This is a genomic window from Flavisolibacter ginsengisoli DSM 18119 (assembly GCF_900129295.1).
GTDB classification, from domain to species: domain Bacteria; phylum Bacteroidota; class Bacteroidia; order Chitinophagales; family Chitinophagaceae; genus Flavisolibacter; species Flavisolibacter ginsengisoli.
Window position 1 is genome coordinate 32,326 of the sequence record NZ_FQUU01000022.1, and the last position, 17,732, is coordinate 50,057.

The 17,732-nt window shown below is 38.8% G+C and carries 21 protein-coding genes; 13 read left to right on the forward strand and 8 right to left on the reverse strand.

Annotation, left to right across the window (positions count from 1 at the left end; all coding sequences use genetic code 11):
- Positions 1–10 precede the first annotated feature (10 nt).
- From coaBC to BUA53_RS18595, 5 genes are read left to right on the forward strand one after another with little or no spacing between them, the layout of a single operon-like run.
- Positions 11–1,198, forward strand: a complete 1,188-nt coding sequence (coaBC, locus tag BUA53_RS18575; RefSeq protein WP_072836901.1) for a bifunctional phosphopantothenoylcysteine decarboxylase/phosphopantothenate--cysteine ligase CoaBC — start codon at positions 11–13, stop codon at positions 1,196–1,198.
- Positions 1,198–2,112 (forward strand): type IX secretion system protein PorD, encoded by a 915-nt coding sequence (gene porD, locus BUA53_RS18580; protein ID WP_072836902.1) that lies wholly within the window; start codon positions 1,198–1,200, stop codon positions 2,110–2,112. The genes coaBC and porD overlap by 1 nt, the downstream gene beginning before the upstream one ends.
- A complete protein-coding gene (locus tag BUA53_RS18585; RefSeq protein ID WP_072836903.1) occupies positions 2,109–2,456 on the forward strand; it encodes a DUF4296 domain-containing protein in 348 nt (115 codons plus the stop codon). Before porD ends, BUA53_RS18585 begins: the two co-directional genes overlap by 4 nt.
- A gap of 49 nt (positions 2,457–2,505) precedes the next feature.
- A complete protein-coding gene (locus BUA53_RS18590) occupies positions 2,506–3,207 on the forward strand; it encodes a CoA transferase subunit A (protein WP_072836904.1) in 702 nt (233 codons plus the stop codon).
- A gap of 35 nt (positions 3,208–3,242) precedes the next feature.
- Complete coding sequence (locus tag BUA53_RS18595) at positions 3,243–3,899, forward strand: 3-oxoacid CoA-transferase subunit B (RefSeq protein ID WP_072836905.1); 657 nt, start codon at positions 3,243–3,245, stop codon at positions 3,897–3,899.
- A gap of 25 nt (positions 3,900–3,924) precedes the next feature.
- On the opposite strand, the gene BUA53_RS18600 is transcribed toward BUA53_RS18595, so the two are convergent.
- Complete coding sequence (locus BUA53_RS18600; RefSeq protein WP_072836906.1) at positions 3,925–4,575, reverse strand: response regulator transcription factor; 651 nt, start codon at positions 4,573–4,575, stop codon at positions 3,925–3,927.
- Positions 4,576–4,598: 23 nt separating this feature from the next.
- A complete protein-coding gene (locus tag BUA53_RS18605) occupies positions 4,599–5,441 on the reverse strand; it encodes a sensor histidine kinase (protein ID WP_072836907.1) in 843 nt (280 codons plus the stop codon).
- Between the two features lie 1,360 nt (positions 5,442–6,801).
- Between BUA53_RS18605 and BUA53_RS18615 the strand changes: the two genes are divergently transcribed.
- From BUA53_RS18615 to BUA53_RS18630, 4 genes are all read left to right on the forward strand, one after another.
- Positions 6,802–7,458, forward strand: a complete 657-nt coding sequence (locus BUA53_RS18615) for a response regulator transcription factor (protein ID WP_072836909.1) — start codon at positions 6,802–6,804, stop codon at positions 7,456–7,458.
- Positions 7,458–8,216 carry an SAM-dependent methyltransferase gene (locus BUA53_RS18620; protein WP_072836910.1) on the forward strand — a complete coding sequence of 253 codons (759 nt, stop codon included), beginning with the start codon at positions 7,458–7,460 and terminating at the stop codon, positions 8,214–8,216. Before BUA53_RS18615 ends, BUA53_RS18620 begins: the two co-directional genes overlap by 1 nt.
- A gap of 244 nt (positions 8,217–8,460) precedes the next feature.
- Entirely contained in the window at positions 8,461–9,126 is a 666-nt protein-coding gene (locus tag BUA53_RS18625; protein ID WP_072836911.1) for a response regulator transcription factor, read from the forward strand.
- Between the two features lie 68 nt (positions 9,127–9,194).
- Positions 9,195–10,010 (forward strand): aminotransferase class IV, encoded by an 816-nt coding sequence (locus BUA53_RS18630; RefSeq protein WP_084080275.1) that lies wholly within the window; start codon positions 9,195–9,197, stop codon positions 10,008–10,010.
- A gap of 37 nt (positions 10,011–10,047) precedes the next feature.
- Here the strand turns inward: BUA53_RS18630 and BUA53_RS18635 are convergent, their stop codons facing one another.
- Positions 10,048–10,869: a 1,4-dihydroxy-6-naphtoate synthase gene (locus tag BUA53_RS18635; protein ID WP_072836913.1), complete on the reverse strand. Its 822-nt coding sequence runs from the start codon at positions 10,867–10,869 to the stop codon at positions 10,048–10,050.
- Positions 10,866–11,513, reverse strand: coding sequence for a futalosine hydrolase (mqnB, locus tag BUA53_RS18640; RefSeq protein ID WP_072836914.1), 648 nt, complete (start codon positions 11,511–11,513; stop codon positions 10,866–10,868). The genes BUA53_RS18635 and mqnB overlap by 4 nt, the downstream gene beginning before the upstream one ends.
- Positions 11,514–11,586: 73 nt before the next feature.
- Here mqnB and BUA53_RS18645 point away from each other — a divergent pair, with 73 nt between their 5' ends.
- Genes BUA53_RS18645 through fabD form a run of 3 tightly spaced genes read left to right on the forward strand, consistent with a single transcriptional unit; the run spans position 11,587 to position 13,524 of the window.
- Positions 11,587–12,000 carry a 6-pyruvoyl trahydropterin synthase family protein gene (locus BUA53_RS18645; RefSeq protein WP_072836915.1) on the forward strand — a complete coding sequence of 138 codons (414 nt, stop codon included), beginning with the start codon at positions 11,587–11,589 and terminating at the stop codon, positions 11,998–12,000.
- A 17-nt stretch (positions 12,001–12,017) separates the two neighbouring features.
- On the forward strand, positions 12,018–12,617 hold the full coding sequence (gene folE / locus BUA53_RS18650; RefSeq protein ID WP_072836916.1) for a GTP cyclohydrolase I FolE: 600 nt from the start codon (positions 12,018–12,020) through the stop codon (positions 12,615–12,617).
- A 16-nt stretch (positions 12,618–12,633) separates the two neighbouring features.
- A complete protein-coding gene (gene fabD / locus BUA53_RS18655) occupies positions 12,634–13,524 on the forward strand; it encodes an ACP S-malonyltransferase (protein ID WP_072836917.1) in 891 nt (296 codons plus the stop codon).
- Positions 13,525–13,816: 292 nt separating this feature from the next.
- Here the strand turns inward: fabD and BUA53_RS18660 are convergent, their stop codons facing one another.
- Complete coding sequence (locus tag BUA53_RS18660) at positions 13,817–14,278, reverse strand: GNAT family N-acetyltransferase (RefSeq protein WP_072836918.1); 462 nt, start codon at positions 14,276–14,278, stop codon at positions 13,817–13,819.
- A 69-nt stretch (positions 14,279–14,347) separates the two neighbouring features.
- Positions 14,348–15,550 carry a trans-sulfuration enzyme family protein gene (locus BUA53_RS18665; protein WP_072836919.1) on the reverse strand — a complete coding sequence of 401 codons (1,203 nt, stop codon included), beginning with the start codon at positions 15,548–15,550 and terminating at the stop codon, positions 14,348–14,350.
- A gap of 55 nt (positions 15,551–15,605) precedes the next feature.
- Between BUA53_RS18665 and BUA53_RS18670 the strand changes: the two genes are divergently transcribed.
- Positions 15,606–16,100 carry a DinB family protein gene (locus BUA53_RS18670; RefSeq protein WP_072836920.1) on the forward strand — a complete coding sequence of 165 codons (495 nt, stop codon included), beginning with the start codon at positions 15,606–15,608 and terminating at the stop codon, positions 16,098–16,100.
- 12 nt (positions 16,101–16,112) lie between these two features.
- Here BUA53_RS18670 and BUA53_RS18675 read toward each other — a convergent pair whose 3' ends face one another.
- Together BUA53_RS18675 and BUA53_RS18680 are read right to left on the reverse strand one after the other, a co-directional pair.
- A complete protein-coding gene (locus BUA53_RS18675; RefSeq protein ID WP_072836921.1) occupies positions 16,113–16,958 on the reverse strand; it encodes an ABC transporter ATP-binding protein in 846 nt (281 codons plus the stop codon).
- Positions 16,951–17,697 (reverse strand): MlaE family ABC transporter permease, encoded by a 747-nt coding sequence (locus tag BUA53_RS18680; RefSeq protein ID WP_072836922.1) that lies wholly within the window; start codon positions 17,695–17,697, stop codon positions 16,951–16,953. Before BUA53_RS18680 ends, BUA53_RS18675 begins: the two co-directional genes overlap by 8 nt.
- Between the last annotated feature and the right edge of the window lie 35 nt (positions 17,698–17,732).

A 17,732-nucleotide genomic window follows, 5' to 3' on the forward strand; every position in this document is an offset into this window, starting at 1 on the left:
TTCGGGCTGTATGTTATCGGGTAAGAAGATTTTATTAGGTATCACAGGCAGTATTGCAGCCTATAAAACTCCTATTTTAGTAAGGCAATTAATTAAGAATGGAGCTGAAGTAAAAGTGATAATGACCCCGGCGGCCAAGGACTTTGTATCTTCTCTCACATTATCCACTCTTTCTCATAATAAGGTACTTATTGATCTTTTTGATGAAGATACATGGGCTAACCATGTTATGCTGGGAAGATGGGCAGATCTATTATTGATTGCCCCGCTTAGCTGCAATACTTTAAGTAAAATGGCTCATGGCCAGTGTGATAATCTCCTTTTAGCTATTTACCTATCAGCTACCTGCCCTTTATTAATTGCTCCTGCTATGGATGAAGATATGTGGCATCATCCTGTTACTAAAAACAATATCAGCCTGATAGAACAACATGGTTGCAGGATTATGCCTGTAGGATATGGTGAACTGGCAAGTGGCCTTGTAGGTGAAGGCCGAATGGCAGAGCCTGAAGAAATTGTAGGTTTCCTGGAACAGTATTTTGTTAATTCAGGGAACTTAAAGGGGAAAAAAGCCCTGGTAAGCGCGGGGCCTACATACGAACCAATAGACCCAGTGCGTTTTATAGGTAATCATTCTTCAGGGAAAATGGGTTATGCTATAGCCGAGGAATTGGCTGCAAGAGGTGCTAAAGTTACCTTGGTTAGTGGGCCTGTGGCTTTTGACAAACCCCTTCCAGGTGTCAATATTGTGAAGGTAATGACAGCCGAAGAAATGTACGAATCGTGTATTAATGAAGATGACTATGACATTGCAGTAATGGCGGCAGCAGTTGCAGATTACACACCATCTTCTGTTTCAGAGACGAAGATTAAAAAGACAGAAGGAAACCTGGAACTTTCACTGAAAAAAACAAAGGACATTCTTAAGACCCTTGGAGCCAGTAAAAAAGAAAGCCAGGTTTTAGTTGGGTTTGCACTTGAAACAGATAATGAGCAGGAGAATGCTGCCAAAAAATTGAAAGATAAAAATGCTGATATGCTGATCTTGAATTCTTTAAATGATGAAGGGGCTGGTTTTGGATATGATACAAATAAGGTTACCTTTTTCTTCAAGAATGGTGATAAGAAAGATGTCGCATTAAAATCAAAGAAATTGCTGGCTAAAGATATTATAGATGCTATAACTGAATTATTATAATGAGAAAGTTGTTTCTTCTTTTTTTAATGGTGTTGGGTGGTCATATTTTATTTGCCCAGGAATTGCAAGCCAGATTCTCTGTCCTGGCTAATAGGGTAAGTACACAGGTAGATAAAAAAACCTTTCAAACACTTCAAACAGCCCTTACCAATTTCATTAATAATCGTAAATGGACAACCGATAGTTACCAGCAACAGGAAAAGATCAAATGCAATTTCCTGTTAACTATTGATCAGGACATGGGGCAAAATATATTCAAGGCTACGCTAACTGTTCAGGCAGCGAGGCCAGTATATAATAGTACTTATGAGTCTCCTATTATTAATTTTCAGGATGCAGATGTAGTTTTTAAGTACATAGAATTTCAACCTGTTGAGTTCAATGAGAATCGAGTGCAGGGTAATGACCCTCTCTCTGGTAATTTAACTGCTATTGTTGCGTATTATATCAATATTATACTTGGAATGGATTATGATTCATTTGCACCTAAGGGTGGAGACCCTTACTTCCAAAAGGCTCAATATATTGTGAACAATGCCCCGGAATCTTCGCAAATAACCGGGTGGAAAGCATTCGATGGTTTGCGCAACAGGTTTAAGCTTGCTGAAGGCCTTGTTGATAATCGTTATAACCTTGTGCATGATGCTGTTTATTCCTATTACAGGAATGGCCTTGACCAGTTTTACGATAATGAAACTACAGGCAGAACAGGCCTTTTAAAGGCCATTAGTTATTTAAATACCATAAATACAGAAAACCCTGGCTCAATGGTCATACAGTTTTTTTTCCAGGGCAAAAGCAATGAATTGGTAAAAGCCTTCAGCAAAGGAGAACAAAAAGTGAAAGTACAGGCCAGGGAAATTCTTACAAGGCTTGATCTTTCAAATTCAAATGCATATAAGGAATTAAAATGAACCGAACCCTGAAACTATTGTTCTTATCATTATATTTTTTCTCCTGTTCATCTGATAAAGTTCCTGATAATGTTTTAGCCCCCAAAAAGATGGAGGCAGTGTTATGGGATGTGATTATGGCAGATGAAGTGGCGGATTATTACGTACAAAAAGACTCCTCTTTGAAGGCACTTGACAAGCATGTAGATCTTTATCAAAAGTTATTCAACATTCATAAGATTTCCAGGGAACAATTTATAAATAGCTTGCAGTACTACGAAAAAAGACCCGATCTTCTTAAACCTATCTTTGATTCCTTGCAAAAAAGGTCTGAACGCCAAACCATTAGAACAAAACCTGTGTAATACTATTTCTTTCCAACGCTATTGTTATTTTTGAATACAATTGGTTGCTATGAATAAAGTTGTTGCTGACGCAGATGAAGCTTTGCATGGAGTAGAGGATGGATCCACTATCATGCTCGGTGGTTTCGGCCTGTGTGGAATTCCGGAAAATTTAATCAATGGACTTGTTAAGAAAGGCGTCAAAAATCTCACCTGTATATCCAATAATGCAGGAGTGGATGATTTTGGCCTGGGATTATTGCTGCAAACCAGGCAGATAAAAAAAATGATGAGTTCTTATGTGGGCGAGAATGCTGAATTCGAACGCCAACTTTTGAATGCCGAACTTGAAGTTGATCTTATCCCACAAGGTACTTTAGCTACAAGGATACAAATGGCAGGGATGGGCATTCCTGCATTTTACACTCCTGCCGGGTATGGAACTGAAGTGGCGGAAGGGAAGGAGGTAAGGAATTTTAATGGTAAAAACTACCTAATGGAATATGCCCTGCATGCGGATTTTGCGTTAGTGAAAGCATGGAAGGGAGATAGATATGGCAATCTCGTTTTCAGAAAAACCACCCGGAATTTTTCTTCTTCAATGGCCAAAGCGGGAACAATAACAATTGCTGAAGTGGAAGAGTTAGTAGAGCCAGGTCAACTTGACCCGGATGATATTCATGTTGCCAGCGTATATGTGCACAGGATTTTCCAGGGGCAACAATATGAAAAACGCATTGAGCGGAGAACCGTTCGTTTAACCAGTAATTAATCCTTTTTTTCAGCAATACTAATTTCTTTATAATTATGGCTTTAGATAAATATGGCATAGCACGTAGAATTGCGCAGGAATTAAAGGATGGCATGTATGTAAATCTTGGTATTGGCATACCAACGTTGGTCTCTAATTATATTCCCGAAGGGATGTTTATCATGCTTCAAAGCGAGAATGGAATGTTGGGAATGGGACCTTATCCTTGTGAAAATGAAATAGATGCAGACCTGATCAATGCAGGTAAAGAAACAGTAACACTAATGCCTGGAGGCGCATTTTTCGATAGTGCAGAAAGCTTTGGGATGATAAGGGCCGGTAAAATTGATTTAACGGTCTTAGGCGCCATGGAAGTAAGCGAAAATGGGGATATAGCTAACTGGAAGATCCCTGGAAAAATGGTGAAAGGGATGGGAGGTGCCATGGACCTTGTAGCCAGTGCTCAGAACATCATAGTGGCTATGATGCATACAAATCCTAAGGGTGACTCAAAATTGCTCTCTAAATGCAGCCTGCCATTGACGGGAGTCGGTTGTGTTAAGAAAATAGTGAGTGACCTGGCTGTGGTTGATGTTACTCCACAAGGATTTAAATTATTGGAAAGGGCTCCTGGTGTAAGTGTTGATGAAATTGTATCTAAAACCGCAGGGAAACTTATCGTGGAAGGAGAAATTCCTGAAATGCAATTATAAGTTATAGCAGATGGGTAGCAAGGACTTAATCAACAAGGTTATTCTTGACAGCAAAAAATACCAGGCCCGCAGTATTTTTACTTCCAAACCGCTCCATTAACCTGTCTTTGATTGCCTCAACTGTCCGTGGGCTAATCTCCATCTTTTGAGCTATTTCCTGTGCTGTAAATTCCATGCAGATAAACTTTAGCACATCTCTTTCCTTATCGCTTAATGTGATCTCATTTGTTAGCGATGGAACCACCTTTTGCTTGGAATGGGATTTCTTTAAAAGTATGCGGTTAACAAAATTGTTCAGATAATATCCTTTTTCATGGACATCCATAATGGCACGCCTTATCTCCTGGGGTTCGGCATTTTTTAGCAGATACCCATTAGCGCCATTCTCCATCATATGAGAAACAAATCGCTCATCTTCGTACATGCTGAGCACAATAATATGTATTTGGGGATACTGCTTAGCTAACAGTTTAGTGGTTTCCATTCCATCTTTACCAGGCATCCTTAAGTCCATAAGGACCACGTCAGGTTCTGCCTCGGCAATTCCATTTAGTAATTCATCTCCATGCTCTGCTTCCAGTACAAACTTGATGTTTGTAAATGCACGCAAAGAAAGTATCACACCTTTCCTGAATATTTTATGATCGTCGGCAATAGCTACTTTGATAATTTCCATAGCACAGTTGGGATGCGATAAAATTAGGAATTATGCGTTAATGATTCATTAACATCATCTTTTGGAATTTCCATGGTTACCTTATAATATGTCTGGGAAGGGTCTTTTTCGAAAAATATTTTACCCTGGGCTACCCTCAGGCGGCTGTTAATGTTCTTTAATCCCAGCCCTATATTACTTTTATTCAATTTTTCAAAGTCCGCCTGGACAATCCCTCTTCCATCATGATGAATACGCAATATAAACATACCATCATGCATATTCTGGGTTAGATGAATGAAGCTGGAATTACTATGTTTTAAAATATTATTGATCAGTTCCTGGATCACCCTGAAAACGATCAGTTCAATTTCTGGTTTCAATCGTTCCCTGTAATCATGAAAGCGGCTACTTGCATTTATGGTACCTGAGCCACTTATCTTTTGGAAAAGATCATTAGTTGCAGACTCCAAACCAAAATTCTTCAGGGTAGGTGGCATCAGGCTATGACTGATGTTCCTGATCAGTTGTATAGTATCATCAAGAATCTGCCTGGCCTGGAAAATGGATTGTAATTGCGTGGCTTTATCCTGGTTTACCAGGTTTTCATTCAGGTAAAGTCGGGCAGTGGCCAGTAAGGGTCCGGCATCATCATGCAGGTCAGCAGCCAGCCTTTGTCTTTCTTCTTCCTGTAGTCGTATAGATGCATTAAGCAATATCTTTTGCTGTTCCTGCTCCATAGATTGAAGCCTCAGCTGGTAGCGAATTACCTTTCTTTGATGGAAAATGATAAAAAGTATAAGACCTATGGTCAAAGCAAGCATTCCTAGCGTTCCTAAGAACAAGACAAGGGAGATACCGGGTGGATTGGCTTGCAGAAAGTACATGGGTTGCGAATCTATGTTTTAATTAGATGGGTAGAAGTTATAATTTTTCGGGGGCTTTTTTATAGATTCATTGGCTTGAATATATATAGCTACAGTAAAAAATATATTTTTTACAATAGAAGAAATGTTTGTAATGATCCAATACTTATTTAACTCCTGTATAGAAATTTGGTTTGCGAAAATATAAATGAAAAAAGAACCGGATAAGTAAATTAATATTCCTAATACTCCCCAAAAGGAAGCCTGGCTATAAATGAAAAAGTTTGAAGTATTATTTAATTGTTCATAGAAATATAGAAACGAGAATATAAAAATCAATATAGATTCAATCCCAATGGGTATGGAATCAAGTACAGGTATATTCCTGATAACGAAGAATAAATAAAAATAATAGCCTATCAGGCAAATGGAAAATATCAATGTGATGAGTAGTATTAATTTCCGTATGTAAGCTTTTGAAATTGTACAGTAAAAGAACCCGGCAAAAAATAAAGATTCGAATAAGGTAAATACAGGATATATATAGTTGTGATAATTCGGGGGTATAAAGTAATAAAGGGAAAGATTTGTAATAAAATCAAATACAGTAAATGCTATCAGTACCCAAATGATTCTTTTGCTTTTTATTGATTTAAAAAAAATAGCAAAAAGTAAAATAGGTAAGATGTCAGAGAAGATGGCTAGTAATACAAAAAGGTTTTCTATAGTTTTGGTTTTTGCCAAATATAGAAAACCTTTTAAAGATTTAATAATTCTAAATTAAAATTCCCACCAGCTTGGAGTAGTTGGCCATTCTATTGGGGGTACTGCTCTAAATACTTTTTTTGTCATGACAGTAAGTTTTTGTTATTAACGGATGTAAATATTGCCAGGACTACACCCGATTTCAATGGGTAACTAAACCCCTTAAATTCTAATTTTCACTAATAATGCAGAGATTACAACGCTTTCAGCCCAAAATCATAGTAAGCTTACTTGTCCAAATCGAGTAATCTCACGATATGAAAATAGTATTTTTACTAACATGAAAAAGAAATATTCCGATCAATTCTAAAGAGGGATAGTTTAATTGTTCAGTTAATAGGGCAGAATGGATCGTTGGAATGCACTTTAATTCTATCTATTCAAAACGAAAATTAGCCCCCTGTTTCTTTATAATCAATGTTATATAAAAAGAATTTTGAAGAAAGCTTTTATAATTGGTATGGAATCGTAAATTTACGAGATGTCAAACGTGGTTCTACTAATTACTCGTTTCTGAAAGCGCTAAAATATCTTTTTATGATCATAGTATTTCAGAGTAAAAAACAATTAGTTTTGTAGACTACTGCTTATAAGTCAATTACTTAAACCAATTTCCATGACTGCCCAGCAAATTAAAGTGGCCATTGCCGATGACCATAAGATCTTTCGGGATGGTATTAAAATGGCCTTGAGAGACCGCGATTATCTTAAAATTTTATGGGAAGCTGAGGATGGCAAAGACCTCATGCACAAATTGAAGCTTAAGGTGCCGGATGTGCTTCTGATGGATATCCGTATGCCCGAGATAGATGGCGTGAACGCAATTGGAATTTTACGCAAGGAATACGAGGAGATAAAGATCATTGTACTTACCATGTATGATGACCAGGAAATGATCACAAAAATGATGGAGATGGGAGCTAATGCCTATCTCACTAAAACCACTGATCCTGAAGAGATCTACCAGGCCATCCTGACCTGCATGAATGATGACTTTTATTTCAATGACCTGGTAAACAAGGCGGTATTACTGAAACTGCAACACAAGAAAACTGTCCGCCAATTCTACCCCAACCCTATAAAGTTTTCAGAAAAGGAGATCAAAATACTAAAATGCATTGCTGAGGATAAAACCACTGAAGAGATATCTAAAGAGGTTTTCTTAAGCCCCCGGACAATTGAAACAATCCGACAGCAAATGAAGCAAAAAGTAGGTGCTAAAACTATTGCCGGGCTTGTAATGTATGCTATGCGTAACAAATTGCTGGAGTAATGACTACCTCAACAGATAATATTAATAATTCCTTTTTCAATAGTGTCTATAAAGATGTCTGGAAAAAGCTGATCCCTAATGGCTTGACAGAGGCGGAAGTTGACTTTATTATAGAAACAGCAGGTTTGCAACCCGGTAATAAAGTACTGGATATTATGTGTGGTTATGGGCGACATAGTATTGAACTTGGTAAAAGGGGTATCGATGTTACATCCATAGATAACCTTAGTGAATACATTGAGGAGATCAAGGCTAAAGCCCAGGAGCAAAACCTTCCTGTTAGAGGCCTTCAGGCCGGTATTTTGGAAGTGGAACTACAGGAAAACTATGATGCCATTATCTGTATGGGCAATAGCTTTTCCTTTTTTAATAAGGAAGAAACCAGCCAGATCTTAAAGAAATTGTCACTTAGCCTGAAGCCGGGAGGTATATTGATCATTAATTCCTGGATGATTGCCGAGATAGCCCTAAAACATTTTAAAGAAAAAGATTGGTTTCAGGTAGAAGAATACAAATACCTGCTTGATTACAAATTTCATTTCCAACCCAATCGCATTGAATCAGAACAAACAATAGTTTCAGCTGACGGTACTATAGATGTATTAAAAGGGATAGATTATATTTTTTCACTGGATGAGTTGGAATCTATGTTACAGGATGCGGGGCTAAATACAAAAGAGTTGTATAGTACCCCTAGAAAAAGAAGATTTGTACTAGGAGATGGAAGAATTTATATAGTGGTTGAAAAGACACTGTAAGCAGTCGATCAAATCAGAAGCTGTTTCCGGGGAATGCAATAGTACCGCCTTTTCCAGGTGGGAACGTAAGTTTACACAGCACTGGTAAGGTAAAGCCCTTATTTTTTAGAACTCAAGCTGAAAAATTTCTAAGTAATCGTACTTTCCACAATTAAAAATAACGTAGTAGTACTATATAATATTCACCCGTTTTTTACCAATTTGCACAAGGTTTGGAACCTTGAAGTCTAACTAAAAATACCTTATGAATAATCTCGACTCTATTATCAAAGTTGCAATTGCAGATGACCATGCACTTTTCCGCACTGGTGTTAAAACCTCACTATCCAGCCGAAAGGATATACAGATGATTGCTGAAGCTGAGAACGGCATGCAACTTATGAACTTACTAAAGCATATTAAGCCCGATGTTATTCTTCTTGATATACATATGCCAATTATGGATGGGTATACAACATTACCGGAAATAAAGAAGCTATACCCGGAAATGAAGGTTATAATGCTATCCATGAATAACGATCCTTCCATTATAACTAAAATGATGGAAATAGGTGCTAATTCATACTTAACAAAGGAATCAGATTCAGAAACTATATACCAGGCAATAAAAACCTGCTATGAGCAGGAGTTCTTCTTTAATGACCTAACCAATAAGGCACTATTGAATGGGTTACGAATGAAGAAACCACAGGAAAGCCCAATGCAGGAAGTGGTGCTTACAGATAAGGAGATCACCATACTAAAATTAATGTGCGAAGAAAAAAGCACTAAAGAGATAGCTGATATCGTTGATCTGAGCCCCCGCACAGTTGAAGCTATACGGGACAAACTAAAAACAAAGACCGGGGTTAAGTCAATGGCTGGCCTTGTAATGTACGCAGTAAAAGCAGGCATTGTAGAACAAGCCTGAGAATATAACGCAAATTAGTGAGCCATTTACTTCAACAGTAAGTGGCTTTTTTTATTCATTTTTGAGCAATGATGCATGTTTGTTTCAATGGTCAGATGATCGCTGAGAATACCCCCGTTTTCAATGCTGATAACAGGGGTTTTAGGTATGGTGATGGCGTATTTGAAACTATTAAAGTATCTAAAGAAAGGATCCCTCTCATTGATTTTCATTTTGAAAGGCTAATAACAAGCTTACAACTTTTAAAGATCCAGCATAGCTATACCAAAGAATTATTGGTTCAATGGATTATGCGTCTTTGCCAATTGAATCAATGCAAGGACTCGGCGAGAGTTCGCCTGGCCGCGTTTAGAAATGCAATTGGACATGCAGAAATTATTATTGAAGCACAGCCTGTTAAAAGTATAGATATTCAAACATGGTCACAAGGCTTTTCTCTTACTATATATCCCTATGCCAGAAAGTCGAGGGATGTCTTCGCTAATTTAAAAACAGCCAATTTCCTTCCCTATGTAATGGCGGGTTTTTATGCTGTTGAAAAGGGATTCGATGACTGTATTGTACTCAATGATGATAATAAAATTTGTGATAGTTCAAAGGCCAACATCTTTATGATCCGTGATAACGAATTTTATACACCAGCCCTGCACCAGGGTTGCATAAATGGAGTAATGAGAAGATATCTTATAGATGCTCTAAAAGAATTGAACTATGTTGTTCACCAGGAAGAAATAGTGGAGGAAGACCTGGTGTCGGCAGATGAACTTTTTTTAACTAATGCAGTAAAGGGTATAATGCCTGTTAATACTTTCAAGGGAAAACAGTATAATAATTCCATTACCTCTGGAATTTATGAAAGATTGATAATTCCATTATTCGCTTAGATTAATATCCAGCTACCTTGACCAACTTTTTAATCCACTAGAAAATAGTTTCGTTGGTAGTTAAATTGTTTTGTGCCTTGTAGACATTGAATAATTGTTCAATAGCCAGTTTACCTTGCTCTCCCAGGTCTATACTATGATCATTCACATACAATTCAATATGCTGCCTCATCACACTCTCTTCCATAGCTTGTGCATGTTCTTTTATGTAGGAAGATATTTCGGGGTAAGATTTAAATGAGTACTCTACGCTTTTCTTTATCAACCTGTCAACCTTATCAATTACCTCCCTAGGCAAATCTTTTTTAGCAGCAATACCACCTAATGGTATGGGAGCGTTTTGTCGCTCTTCCCACACCTGGCCCAGGTCACAAATTTTATGCAGTCCTCTTTGCTGGTAGGTAAAACGGTTCTCGTGGATGATTACACCCAAATCCGCCTTTTCTTCAAGTACGGCATCTTCTATCTGGGAAAATAAGAATGGTACTTTCCTGGCAATATTTGGGAAAGCGAAACTTAAAAGGAAATTGGCAGTGGTGTTTTCTCCGGGAATGGCAATAGTGCAATTTGAAATTTCCCTGACGTCAACCATTTTTTTGCCTATTAAAAGCGGACCTACACCTTTCCCTAATGCAGATCCTGCATTTAATAAAGTGTATTTATCCAGGTTATTGAACAAAGCGGGGAAACTGAGTTTGGTGACGCTTAATTTTCCTATTGATGCCCATTCATTAAGGGTTTGCACATCTTCCAATACAGGCTCAAACTCAATTCCTTCTGTATCAATTTTCTTATTTACAAGGGCATCAAAAATAAATGTATCATTTGGGCAGGGAGAGAATCCAAGGCTCAACTTCATAGTCTCACAAATTTTGAAATGATCGGTATTAATTCCTTATTTAAATTTTCAATGGCTTCTTTTATTTGCCATTTACTTTTATCTCGCTCGCCCACAAAGTTCGACAATGATCTCACTTGAAGGAAAGGAATATTTTCCATTAACCCCACATAATGCAAGGCAGCCCCTTCCATAGATTCAACCGAGGCTCCCATGGTATCTTTATATTGTTCAATTCGTGATGGTAAAGTAGTGATCTCATTAATTGATACGCCTTTTACCCTGGGTAATAATAATTCATCCAATATGCCTGTGGCATTTAGAAGCGTTGCATTGGTCCATGGAGCATCATTCTCTTGTAAAAATTTCATATCAAAGAGCGAACGAAACGAACCCTGCTCCATAACACCCAGGTCTCCAATAGTTTCCGATTCAATTATTACTACACTTCCTAATTTTAAATTAGTATCCAGCGCACCTGCTATTCCAGCCTGTAAAATCAATTGAGGCCTTTTCTGGTATACTGCTTTAGTAATATGGTAAGTGGCGGCTATTAATCCAACACCAGTTACCAGGATATCTATATTCTTGATGTTTTGAGATGCTAAATATTGAATGGTAGGATCTATTTCAAGCCTTGTTGCCGCGCAAAGAAGAACTTCCATTGCTCAAAAGTCGTAAATTAAATTACTTTTTTACCAACCATTACCTTTGCACAATTGTTGTTGACTCAGAATTATGAATAATAAAGTTGCTGTAGTACGCCGTGAACATTTCAATGCTGCTCATCGTTTATACAGGCCTGATTGGTCTTCTGAAGCCAATACAGCTACTTTTGGTAAATGCAGCTTGCCCAATTTCCATGGACATAATTATGAACTGGAAGTTAAAGTAGTAGGAGATATCAACAAGGAAACTGGATTTGTAATGGATCTGAAGATGTTATCAGACCTCGTCAACGATAAGGTATTGGAGAAGTTTGATCATAAGAATTTAAATATTGACCTGGAAGAATTCAAAAACCTGAATCCAACAGCCGAAAATATAGCCGTGGTCATTTATAATATCCTGCGGCCGCATATTGAGCCATCTTTAGAGTTATTCATCAGGCTATTTGAAACACCGCGTAACTATGTTGAATACCCAGCATAAATAATAGATTAGCAATTATGGCATTTCATAAAACAGAAAGTTTTGATACGGATATTACCGAAGGATTAATGACCAACTACAGTAGCATTATCGAGCTATTGGGAGAAGATCCACAAAGGGAAGGATTGATAAAGACCCCTGAGCGTATGGCCAAGGCCATGCAATATATGACACAAGGATATAGCCAGGATGCTGTCTCAATTCTAAATGGTGCCAGGTTCAGGGAAGAAGTGAGTGAAATGGTGATCGTTAAGGATATAGAACTTTTCTCCATGTGCGAACATCACCTTTTACCTTTTTTTGGAAAGGCGCATATTGCTTATATACCAAATGGTTATATTACCGGGCTTAGTAAGCTCGCCCGCGTGGTGGATGTATATTCACGGCGGCTGCAGGTACAGGAAAGACTGACTACGCAAATATTAAAAGCCATAAAAGAAAGCCTGAATCCTCTTGGGGTAGCTGTTGTCATTGAGGCCAAGCACCTTTGTATGATGATGAGAGGTGTTCAAAAACAAAATTCCGTTACCACCACATCTTCCTTCGATGGGGAATTCTTAAATAACCACATAACCCGGAATGAGTTTTTAAAATTAATTACCGCTGATCTGGACTAATTAGTAAACTTGCCACATGAAACATGCATTTGTATTTCCCGGGCAGGGAGCGCAGTTCCCGGGAATGGGAAAATCTCATTACGATAACAGTTCATTTGCTAAAAGGATCTTTGAGCAGGCAAATGAGATATTAGGATTTAGAATATCAGATGTAATGTTCAATGGTTCTGAAGAAGAATTGAAGCAGACCAGGATCACGCAGCCTGCCATTTTTCTCCATTCCATCATTGCTTTTAAAGGGGTTGAAAATATACGGCCGGATGCGGTTGCCGGGCATTCACTTGGTGAATTTTCTGCATTGGTGGCAAATGGAACACTAAGCCTTGAAAGTGGTTTACTGTTGGTAAGCCTACGTGCGGAGGCCATGCAAAAAGCATGTGAACTACAACCTTCCACTATGGCTGCTGTGCTTGGCCTTCCCGACGACCAGGTTGAGGAAATATGCAGACTGGTGCAATCAGAAACTGGTGAAGTGGTAGTGCCGGCTAATTATAATTGCCCGGGTCAATTAGTGATCTCTGGCACCGTTAAAGGCATACAGGAAGCATGCGACAGGCTAAAAGCTGCAGGTGCTAAAAGGGCAATGGTTTTACCGGTTGGGGGAGCCTTTCATTCGCCATTGATGGAGCCCGCCCGCAAAGAATTGCAACAGGCTATTGAAGGAACCACTTTTCATACGCCTTCATGCCCTGTTTATCAAAATGTAGTGGCTAAAGGAGTAATCAACAAGGACGAGATCAAAGAAAATTTAATAGATCAGTTAACCGGCGCTGTAAAATGGACTCAATGTGTTCAGGCAATGGTAGCTGATGGAGTATCCAAGTTCACAGAAATAGGGCCTGGAAAAGTTCTCACAGGGTTGATCCTTAAAATTGATAAGGAAGTAAGTGCTGAATCTATAAGTTAAACGTTATTAGAAATCTTAATATAAAATGGCTGTCCAATAAGGACGGCCATTTTTATTGTAAGCTTTACTTTAGGATCAACATGTGCCGGGCAGTACTAAAGCCTGGTTACTCCTATGCTACGCCCTATCTACTCCCTATCTACGGTATAGATACTCCGTGCCAGCACGGAGTATCTATACCTTTTCTATACCGGAGCTATAGCGTAGCTATAAAGAAACTATAGGTGAACCCAATTAGTAAATGGTCTTTAAACTATGATTCTATGCCTTTGGAAGCACCCGGGATGGCTGGTTATTTATTGCTGTCAAAACTAATCCCGCAGTTTACCCATTCAGGGTCAAAGCTGGCAGCATACTTTTTATAGAAGTTGATGGCAGGTTCATTCCATTCCAATACCTGCCACTGTATACCTTGTAATTTGCGCTGTTTAGCTTCCATGAGCAATTGATCAAAAAGCAGCTTGCCTAGTCCCTTGCCTCTCATTTCTTCTGTAACTAACAGGTCTTCAAGGTACATTCGCTGCCCTTTCCAGGTGCTGAACCTGATATAATATAAGGCAAACCCCTGAACCACACCGTCTACTTCTGCTACAAAGGCCCACCATACAGGGTTGGGACCAAAACCACTTTCTTCAAAATGGTCATAATCTACAGTTACTTCATCTGGTGCTTTTTCATATACAGCTAATTCCTTCACCAACTCCAGGATCCGGGCACAGTCTTGTTTTACAGCTTTGCGAATATTTACATTCATAGGTCCATTTTGCGCGAAAATAATACCATTAGCGAAGGCTTATAGTTCATGGTATTTAATATTAATTATTTATAATGCCTGTGCCAGGTCAGCTAAAATATCCTGGAGGTTTTCTATGCCTACATTCATCCTTATGAGGCCATCTGTAATACCATATCTTTCCCTTTGTTCTTTGGGGACACTATAATGCGTCATCGAGGCAGGGTGGGATAGAAGGGTATCTACAGTGCCTAAAGAAACTGTTCTAACACACATTTTTAGCTTATTCATAAAGTCAATACCTCCCTGTATCCCCGATTTCAATTCAAAACTTAGCATGGCTCCAGGGTGACGCATTTGTTTTAAAGCCACCTTATGATCAGGGTGTGAGGTGAGACCGGAATAATTCACTTTTTCAATGGAGTTGTGGCTCTCTAAATATTTTGCAACCTCCATAGCATTGCTGCAATGCCTGTCCATGCGTATCTCAAGAGTTTTGATTCCCTGTATCAGCAAGAAGGCATCAAATCCATTGGAATTACCTCCTAACAGGCGGTGTACTTTGGTAGCTTTGGTTTTCATAAACTCAATATCTCTTCCAATGAGTACTCCTCCTATGGCAGTGCCATGCCCGTTTAAAAATTTAGTAGTGGAATGCACAACAAAATCTACATCATATTTAAATGGTTGTTGCAGGTAAGGCGTGGCAAATGTGTTGTCGCAGGCTACAATAAGATTATATTTCTTGCCCAATTTGCTCAGTTCTTCAATATCTACACATTGGATGGTTGGATTGGCAGGGGTCTCCAGGTACATTAATTTTATATCCCTGTTCTTTTTCAACACATCTTCTACCTCATCAAGCTTTCTCAGGTCAACGATGATAGGTTCAATATTTAATTCAGGAAGTATTTTAAAGAGTATTTCGTTGGAACCGCCATACAAAGAAAAATGAGAGAGCACCTTATCACCTGCCTTTAAATTGGAAAATAATAATGTGGAAATAGCAGCCATGCCTGATGCATGCAGTATTCCCATTACTTCCAGGTCAAGGCCAAAAGTTTCCAGCGCTGCTATTCTGTCTGCAGCTTCAGTCATAGTCGGATTACCCCAACGGGAATATATATATCCAGGTTCTTCGCCACTAAAGCGCTTCATTCCCTGTTCGGCAGTATCAAAAATGAAGGTGCTTGAAGCATATATTGGAGTTTGATGTGCATGAAGAGGTTCGGGGTGATGACCTGCATGTACAGATGCAGAGCCAAAACCTTGTAAAGAGAAATTTTTATCCATTAGCTGCTTTTGATTTTGTTAATTCGTGTTATCAAATGTATTTACAAAAAAAGAAATGAAAGAGCTCTTACTTCAACTGGCAGGATATCATTATTGGGCTAACCAACAATTAACAGACGTTATCCAGCAATTGCCAGAGGAAAAGAAATCGCAAATGGTGCCGAGCAGTTTTAATAGTTTATTAAAGACTGCCTTACACATGTGGGATGCGGAATCGATTTGGTGGCAAAGGATAAAGTTGAGTGAAAGGATCATGGTCCCTTCTGAAAACTTTACGGGAACTTTCCAGGAAGTTGCTAACCAGCTATTGTTGCAAAACAAGCAATGGATAGAGTGGATCAGCAATGCACAGGAGCATATGTTTCAACACGAATTCATTTACCTCAATTCAAAAAAAGAGCAATTTAAACAGCCGGTTTACCAGGTGCTGGTACATATATTCAATCATGGCACTTACCACAGGGGGCAACTGGTAACTATGTTAAGAGAGCTTGGTGTTGAAAAGTTACCTCAAACAGACTATATAGTATGGACAAGGAAAGTCCGTTAAAGGAATTGATCATTACTCGGAAGGAGATGGAACCAGTTCAGGAGCATCATCATGCGTAAGGTCTTCCATGTTCCTGTCATTGGCTATCTTACCGGTTTCTTCCAGCATGCGCATATCCTTAGCATCACGTAGAAACTCTGACGCAAATATGAATTCATTCAGGCGTTGGTTCTTACTAAAAATTATCTCTTTATTATTTCCTTCCCATTCCTTTTCACCCTGGTACATGTAAATAATATGGTCGCCAATTTCCATTACGGAGTTCATATCATGGGTGTTGACAATGGTGGTGATCTTGTATTCTTCAGTGATTTCCTTAATCAATTGATCTATCAATCCTGAAGTTTGAGGGTCAAGCCCGGAGTTAGGTTCATCCACAAATAAGTATTTGGGATTTAGCACAATAGCCCTGGCTATACCAACACGTTTCATCATACCACCACTTAATTCAGCAGGGAATTTTTTATTGGCACCTTCCAGGTTCACCCTGTTTAATACCTCGTTCACCCTGTCCATTTTTTGTTTCCTTGAATCACGGGTAAACATATCCAGTGGGAAGATGATATTTTCTTCCACAGTCATACTGCTAAAAAGTGCTGAGCCCTGGAAAAGCATGCCTATCTCTTTCCTTATTTCTTTCTTTTGATCGACGGACATCTTGGTGAAATTCTTTCCGTCATATATAATGTCACCACTATCCGGCTGAAAAAGACCTACGAGGCATTTCATGAAAACTGTTTTACCACTTCCACTGCTACCAATAATTAGGTTGCATTGCCCGGGCAACATGTTCACACTGACATCCTTAAGAATGGTCTTATCGGCAAAGCCCTTTCGTAAATTTTTTACCTCAATCATTTTTCAATAATATGGCTGCAAGGAAATAATCTGCAAATAATACGGCTACGCAGGTTACAACAACTGCCTTTGTGCTGGCACGACCAATTTCAAGGGCACCTCCTTTCACATTATAACCATAGTATGCCGGGATACTTGAAATGAGGAAAGCGAAAGTGTAAGCCTTTGCCATGGCAAAAAATACATTATAAGGTATAAAGCCTGCAAATAAGCCTTTATTGAATTCGTCTGATGAAATGATGCCTGACATTGTTCCTGCTAATTTGCCTCCCCAGATTCCTAACATAGCTGCTATAACGATCAACATCGGAATGACCACCAATGCTGCGAGGATCTTTGGAAGCACCAGGTAGGCTTTTGTATTGATGCCCATAATTTCCAGGGCATCAATTTGCTCGGACACGCGCATATTGCCAAGCTCACCTGCTATCTTACTTCCTACCACGCCGGCAAGTACAATAGATACCAGGGTAGGAGCAAATTCAAGTATCACAGTATCCCGCACCACCTGGGCTATTGTAAATTTGGGAATTAAAGGATTGGTAAGCTGGTAGGCTGTTTGAACTGTGGACACAGCACCCATGAATACAGAAATGATCACCACTATCCAAAGGGAACCCATTCCCACTTCAGAACACTGGTGCATGAATTCTTTCCAATACATCTTCCAGTTTTCTGGTTTGGAAAACATGCCTTTGATCATTAATAAATACTTTCCTATCTCGCTGAAAAAACCCATAACCAAATTGTTATTATGTGCCGGCAGATGAACTG

Bases quoted from the DNA above. Each gene is read 5' to 3' on its own strand.
- coaBC (WP_072836901.1), top strand. From the start codon at position 11: ATGTTATCGGGTAAGAAGATTTTATTAGGTATCACAGGCAGTATTGCA.
- porD (WP_072836902.1), top strand. From the start codon at position 1,198: ATGAGAAAGTTGTTTCTTCTTTTTTTAATGGTGTTGGGTGGTCATATT.
- BUA53_RS18585 (WP_072836903.1), top strand. From the start codon at position 2,109: ATGAACCGAACCCTGAAACTATTGTTCTTATCATTATATTTTTTCTCC.
- BUA53_RS18590 (WP_072836904.1), top strand. From the start codon at position 2,506: ATGAATAAAGTTGTTGCTGACGCAGATGAAGCTTTGCATGGAGTAGAG.
- BUA53_RS18595 (WP_072836905.1), top strand. From the start codon at position 3,243: ATGGCTTTAGATAAATATGGCATAGCACGTAGAATTGCGCAGGAATTA.
- BUA53_RS18600 (WP_072836906.1), bottom strand. From the start codon at position 4,575: ATGGAAATTATCAAAGTAGCTATTGCCGACGATCATAAAATATTCAGG.
- BUA53_RS18605 (WP_072836907.1), bottom strand. From the start codon at position 5,441: ATGTACTTTCTGCAAGCCAATCCACCCGGTATCTCCCTTGTCTTGTTC.
- BUA53_RS18615 (WP_072836909.1), top strand. From the start codon at position 6,802: ATGACTGCCCAGCAAATTAAAGTGGCCATTGCCGATGACCATAAGATC.
- BUA53_RS18620 (WP_072836910.1), top strand. From the start codon at position 7,458: ATGACTACCTCAACAGATAATATTAATAATTCCTTTTTCAATAGTGTC.
- BUA53_RS18625 (WP_072836911.1), top strand. From the start codon at position 8,461: ATGAATAATCTCGACTCTATTATCAAAGTTGCAATTGCAGATGACCAT.
- BUA53_RS18630 (WP_084080275.1), top strand. From the start codon at position 9,195: ATGATGCATGTTTGTTTCAATGGTCAGATGATCGCTGAGAATACCCCC.
- BUA53_RS18635 (WP_072836913.1), bottom strand. From the start codon at position 10,869: ATGAAGTTGAGCCTTGGATTCTCTCCCTGCCCAAATGATACATTTATT.
- mqnB (WP_072836914.1), bottom strand. From the start codon at position 11,513: ATGGAAGTTCTTCTTTGCGCGGCAACAAGGCTTGAAATAGATCCTACC.
- BUA53_RS18645 (WP_072836915.1), top strand. From the start codon at position 11,587: ATGAATAATAAAGTTGCTGTAGTACGCCGTGAACATTTCAATGCTGCT.
- folE (WP_072836916.1), top strand. From the start codon at position 12,018: ATGGCATTTCATAAAACAGAAAGTTTTGATACGGATATTACCGAAGGA.
- fabD (WP_072836917.1), top strand. From the start codon at position 12,634: ATGAAACATGCATTTGTATTTCCCGGGCAGGGAGCGCAGTTCCCGGGA.
- BUA53_RS18660 (WP_072836918.1), bottom strand. From the start codon at position 14,278: ATGAATGTAAATATTCGCAAAGCTGTAAAACAAGACTGTGCCCGGATC.
- BUA53_RS18665 (WP_072836919.1), bottom strand. From the start codon at position 15,550: ATGGATAAAAATTTCTCTTTACAAGGTTTTGGCTCTGCATCTGTACAT.
- BUA53_RS18670 (WP_072836920.1), top strand. From the start codon at position 15,606: ATGAAAGAGCTCTTACTTCAACTGGCAGGATATCATTATTGGGCTAAC.
- BUA53_RS18675 (WP_072836921.1), bottom strand. From the start codon at position 16,958: ATGATTGAGGTAAAAAATTTACGAAAGGGCTTTGCCGATAAGACCATT.
- BUA53_RS18680 (WP_072836922.1), bottom strand. From the start codon at position 17,697: ATGGGTTTTTTCAGCGAGATAGGAAAGTATTTATTAATGATCAAAGGC.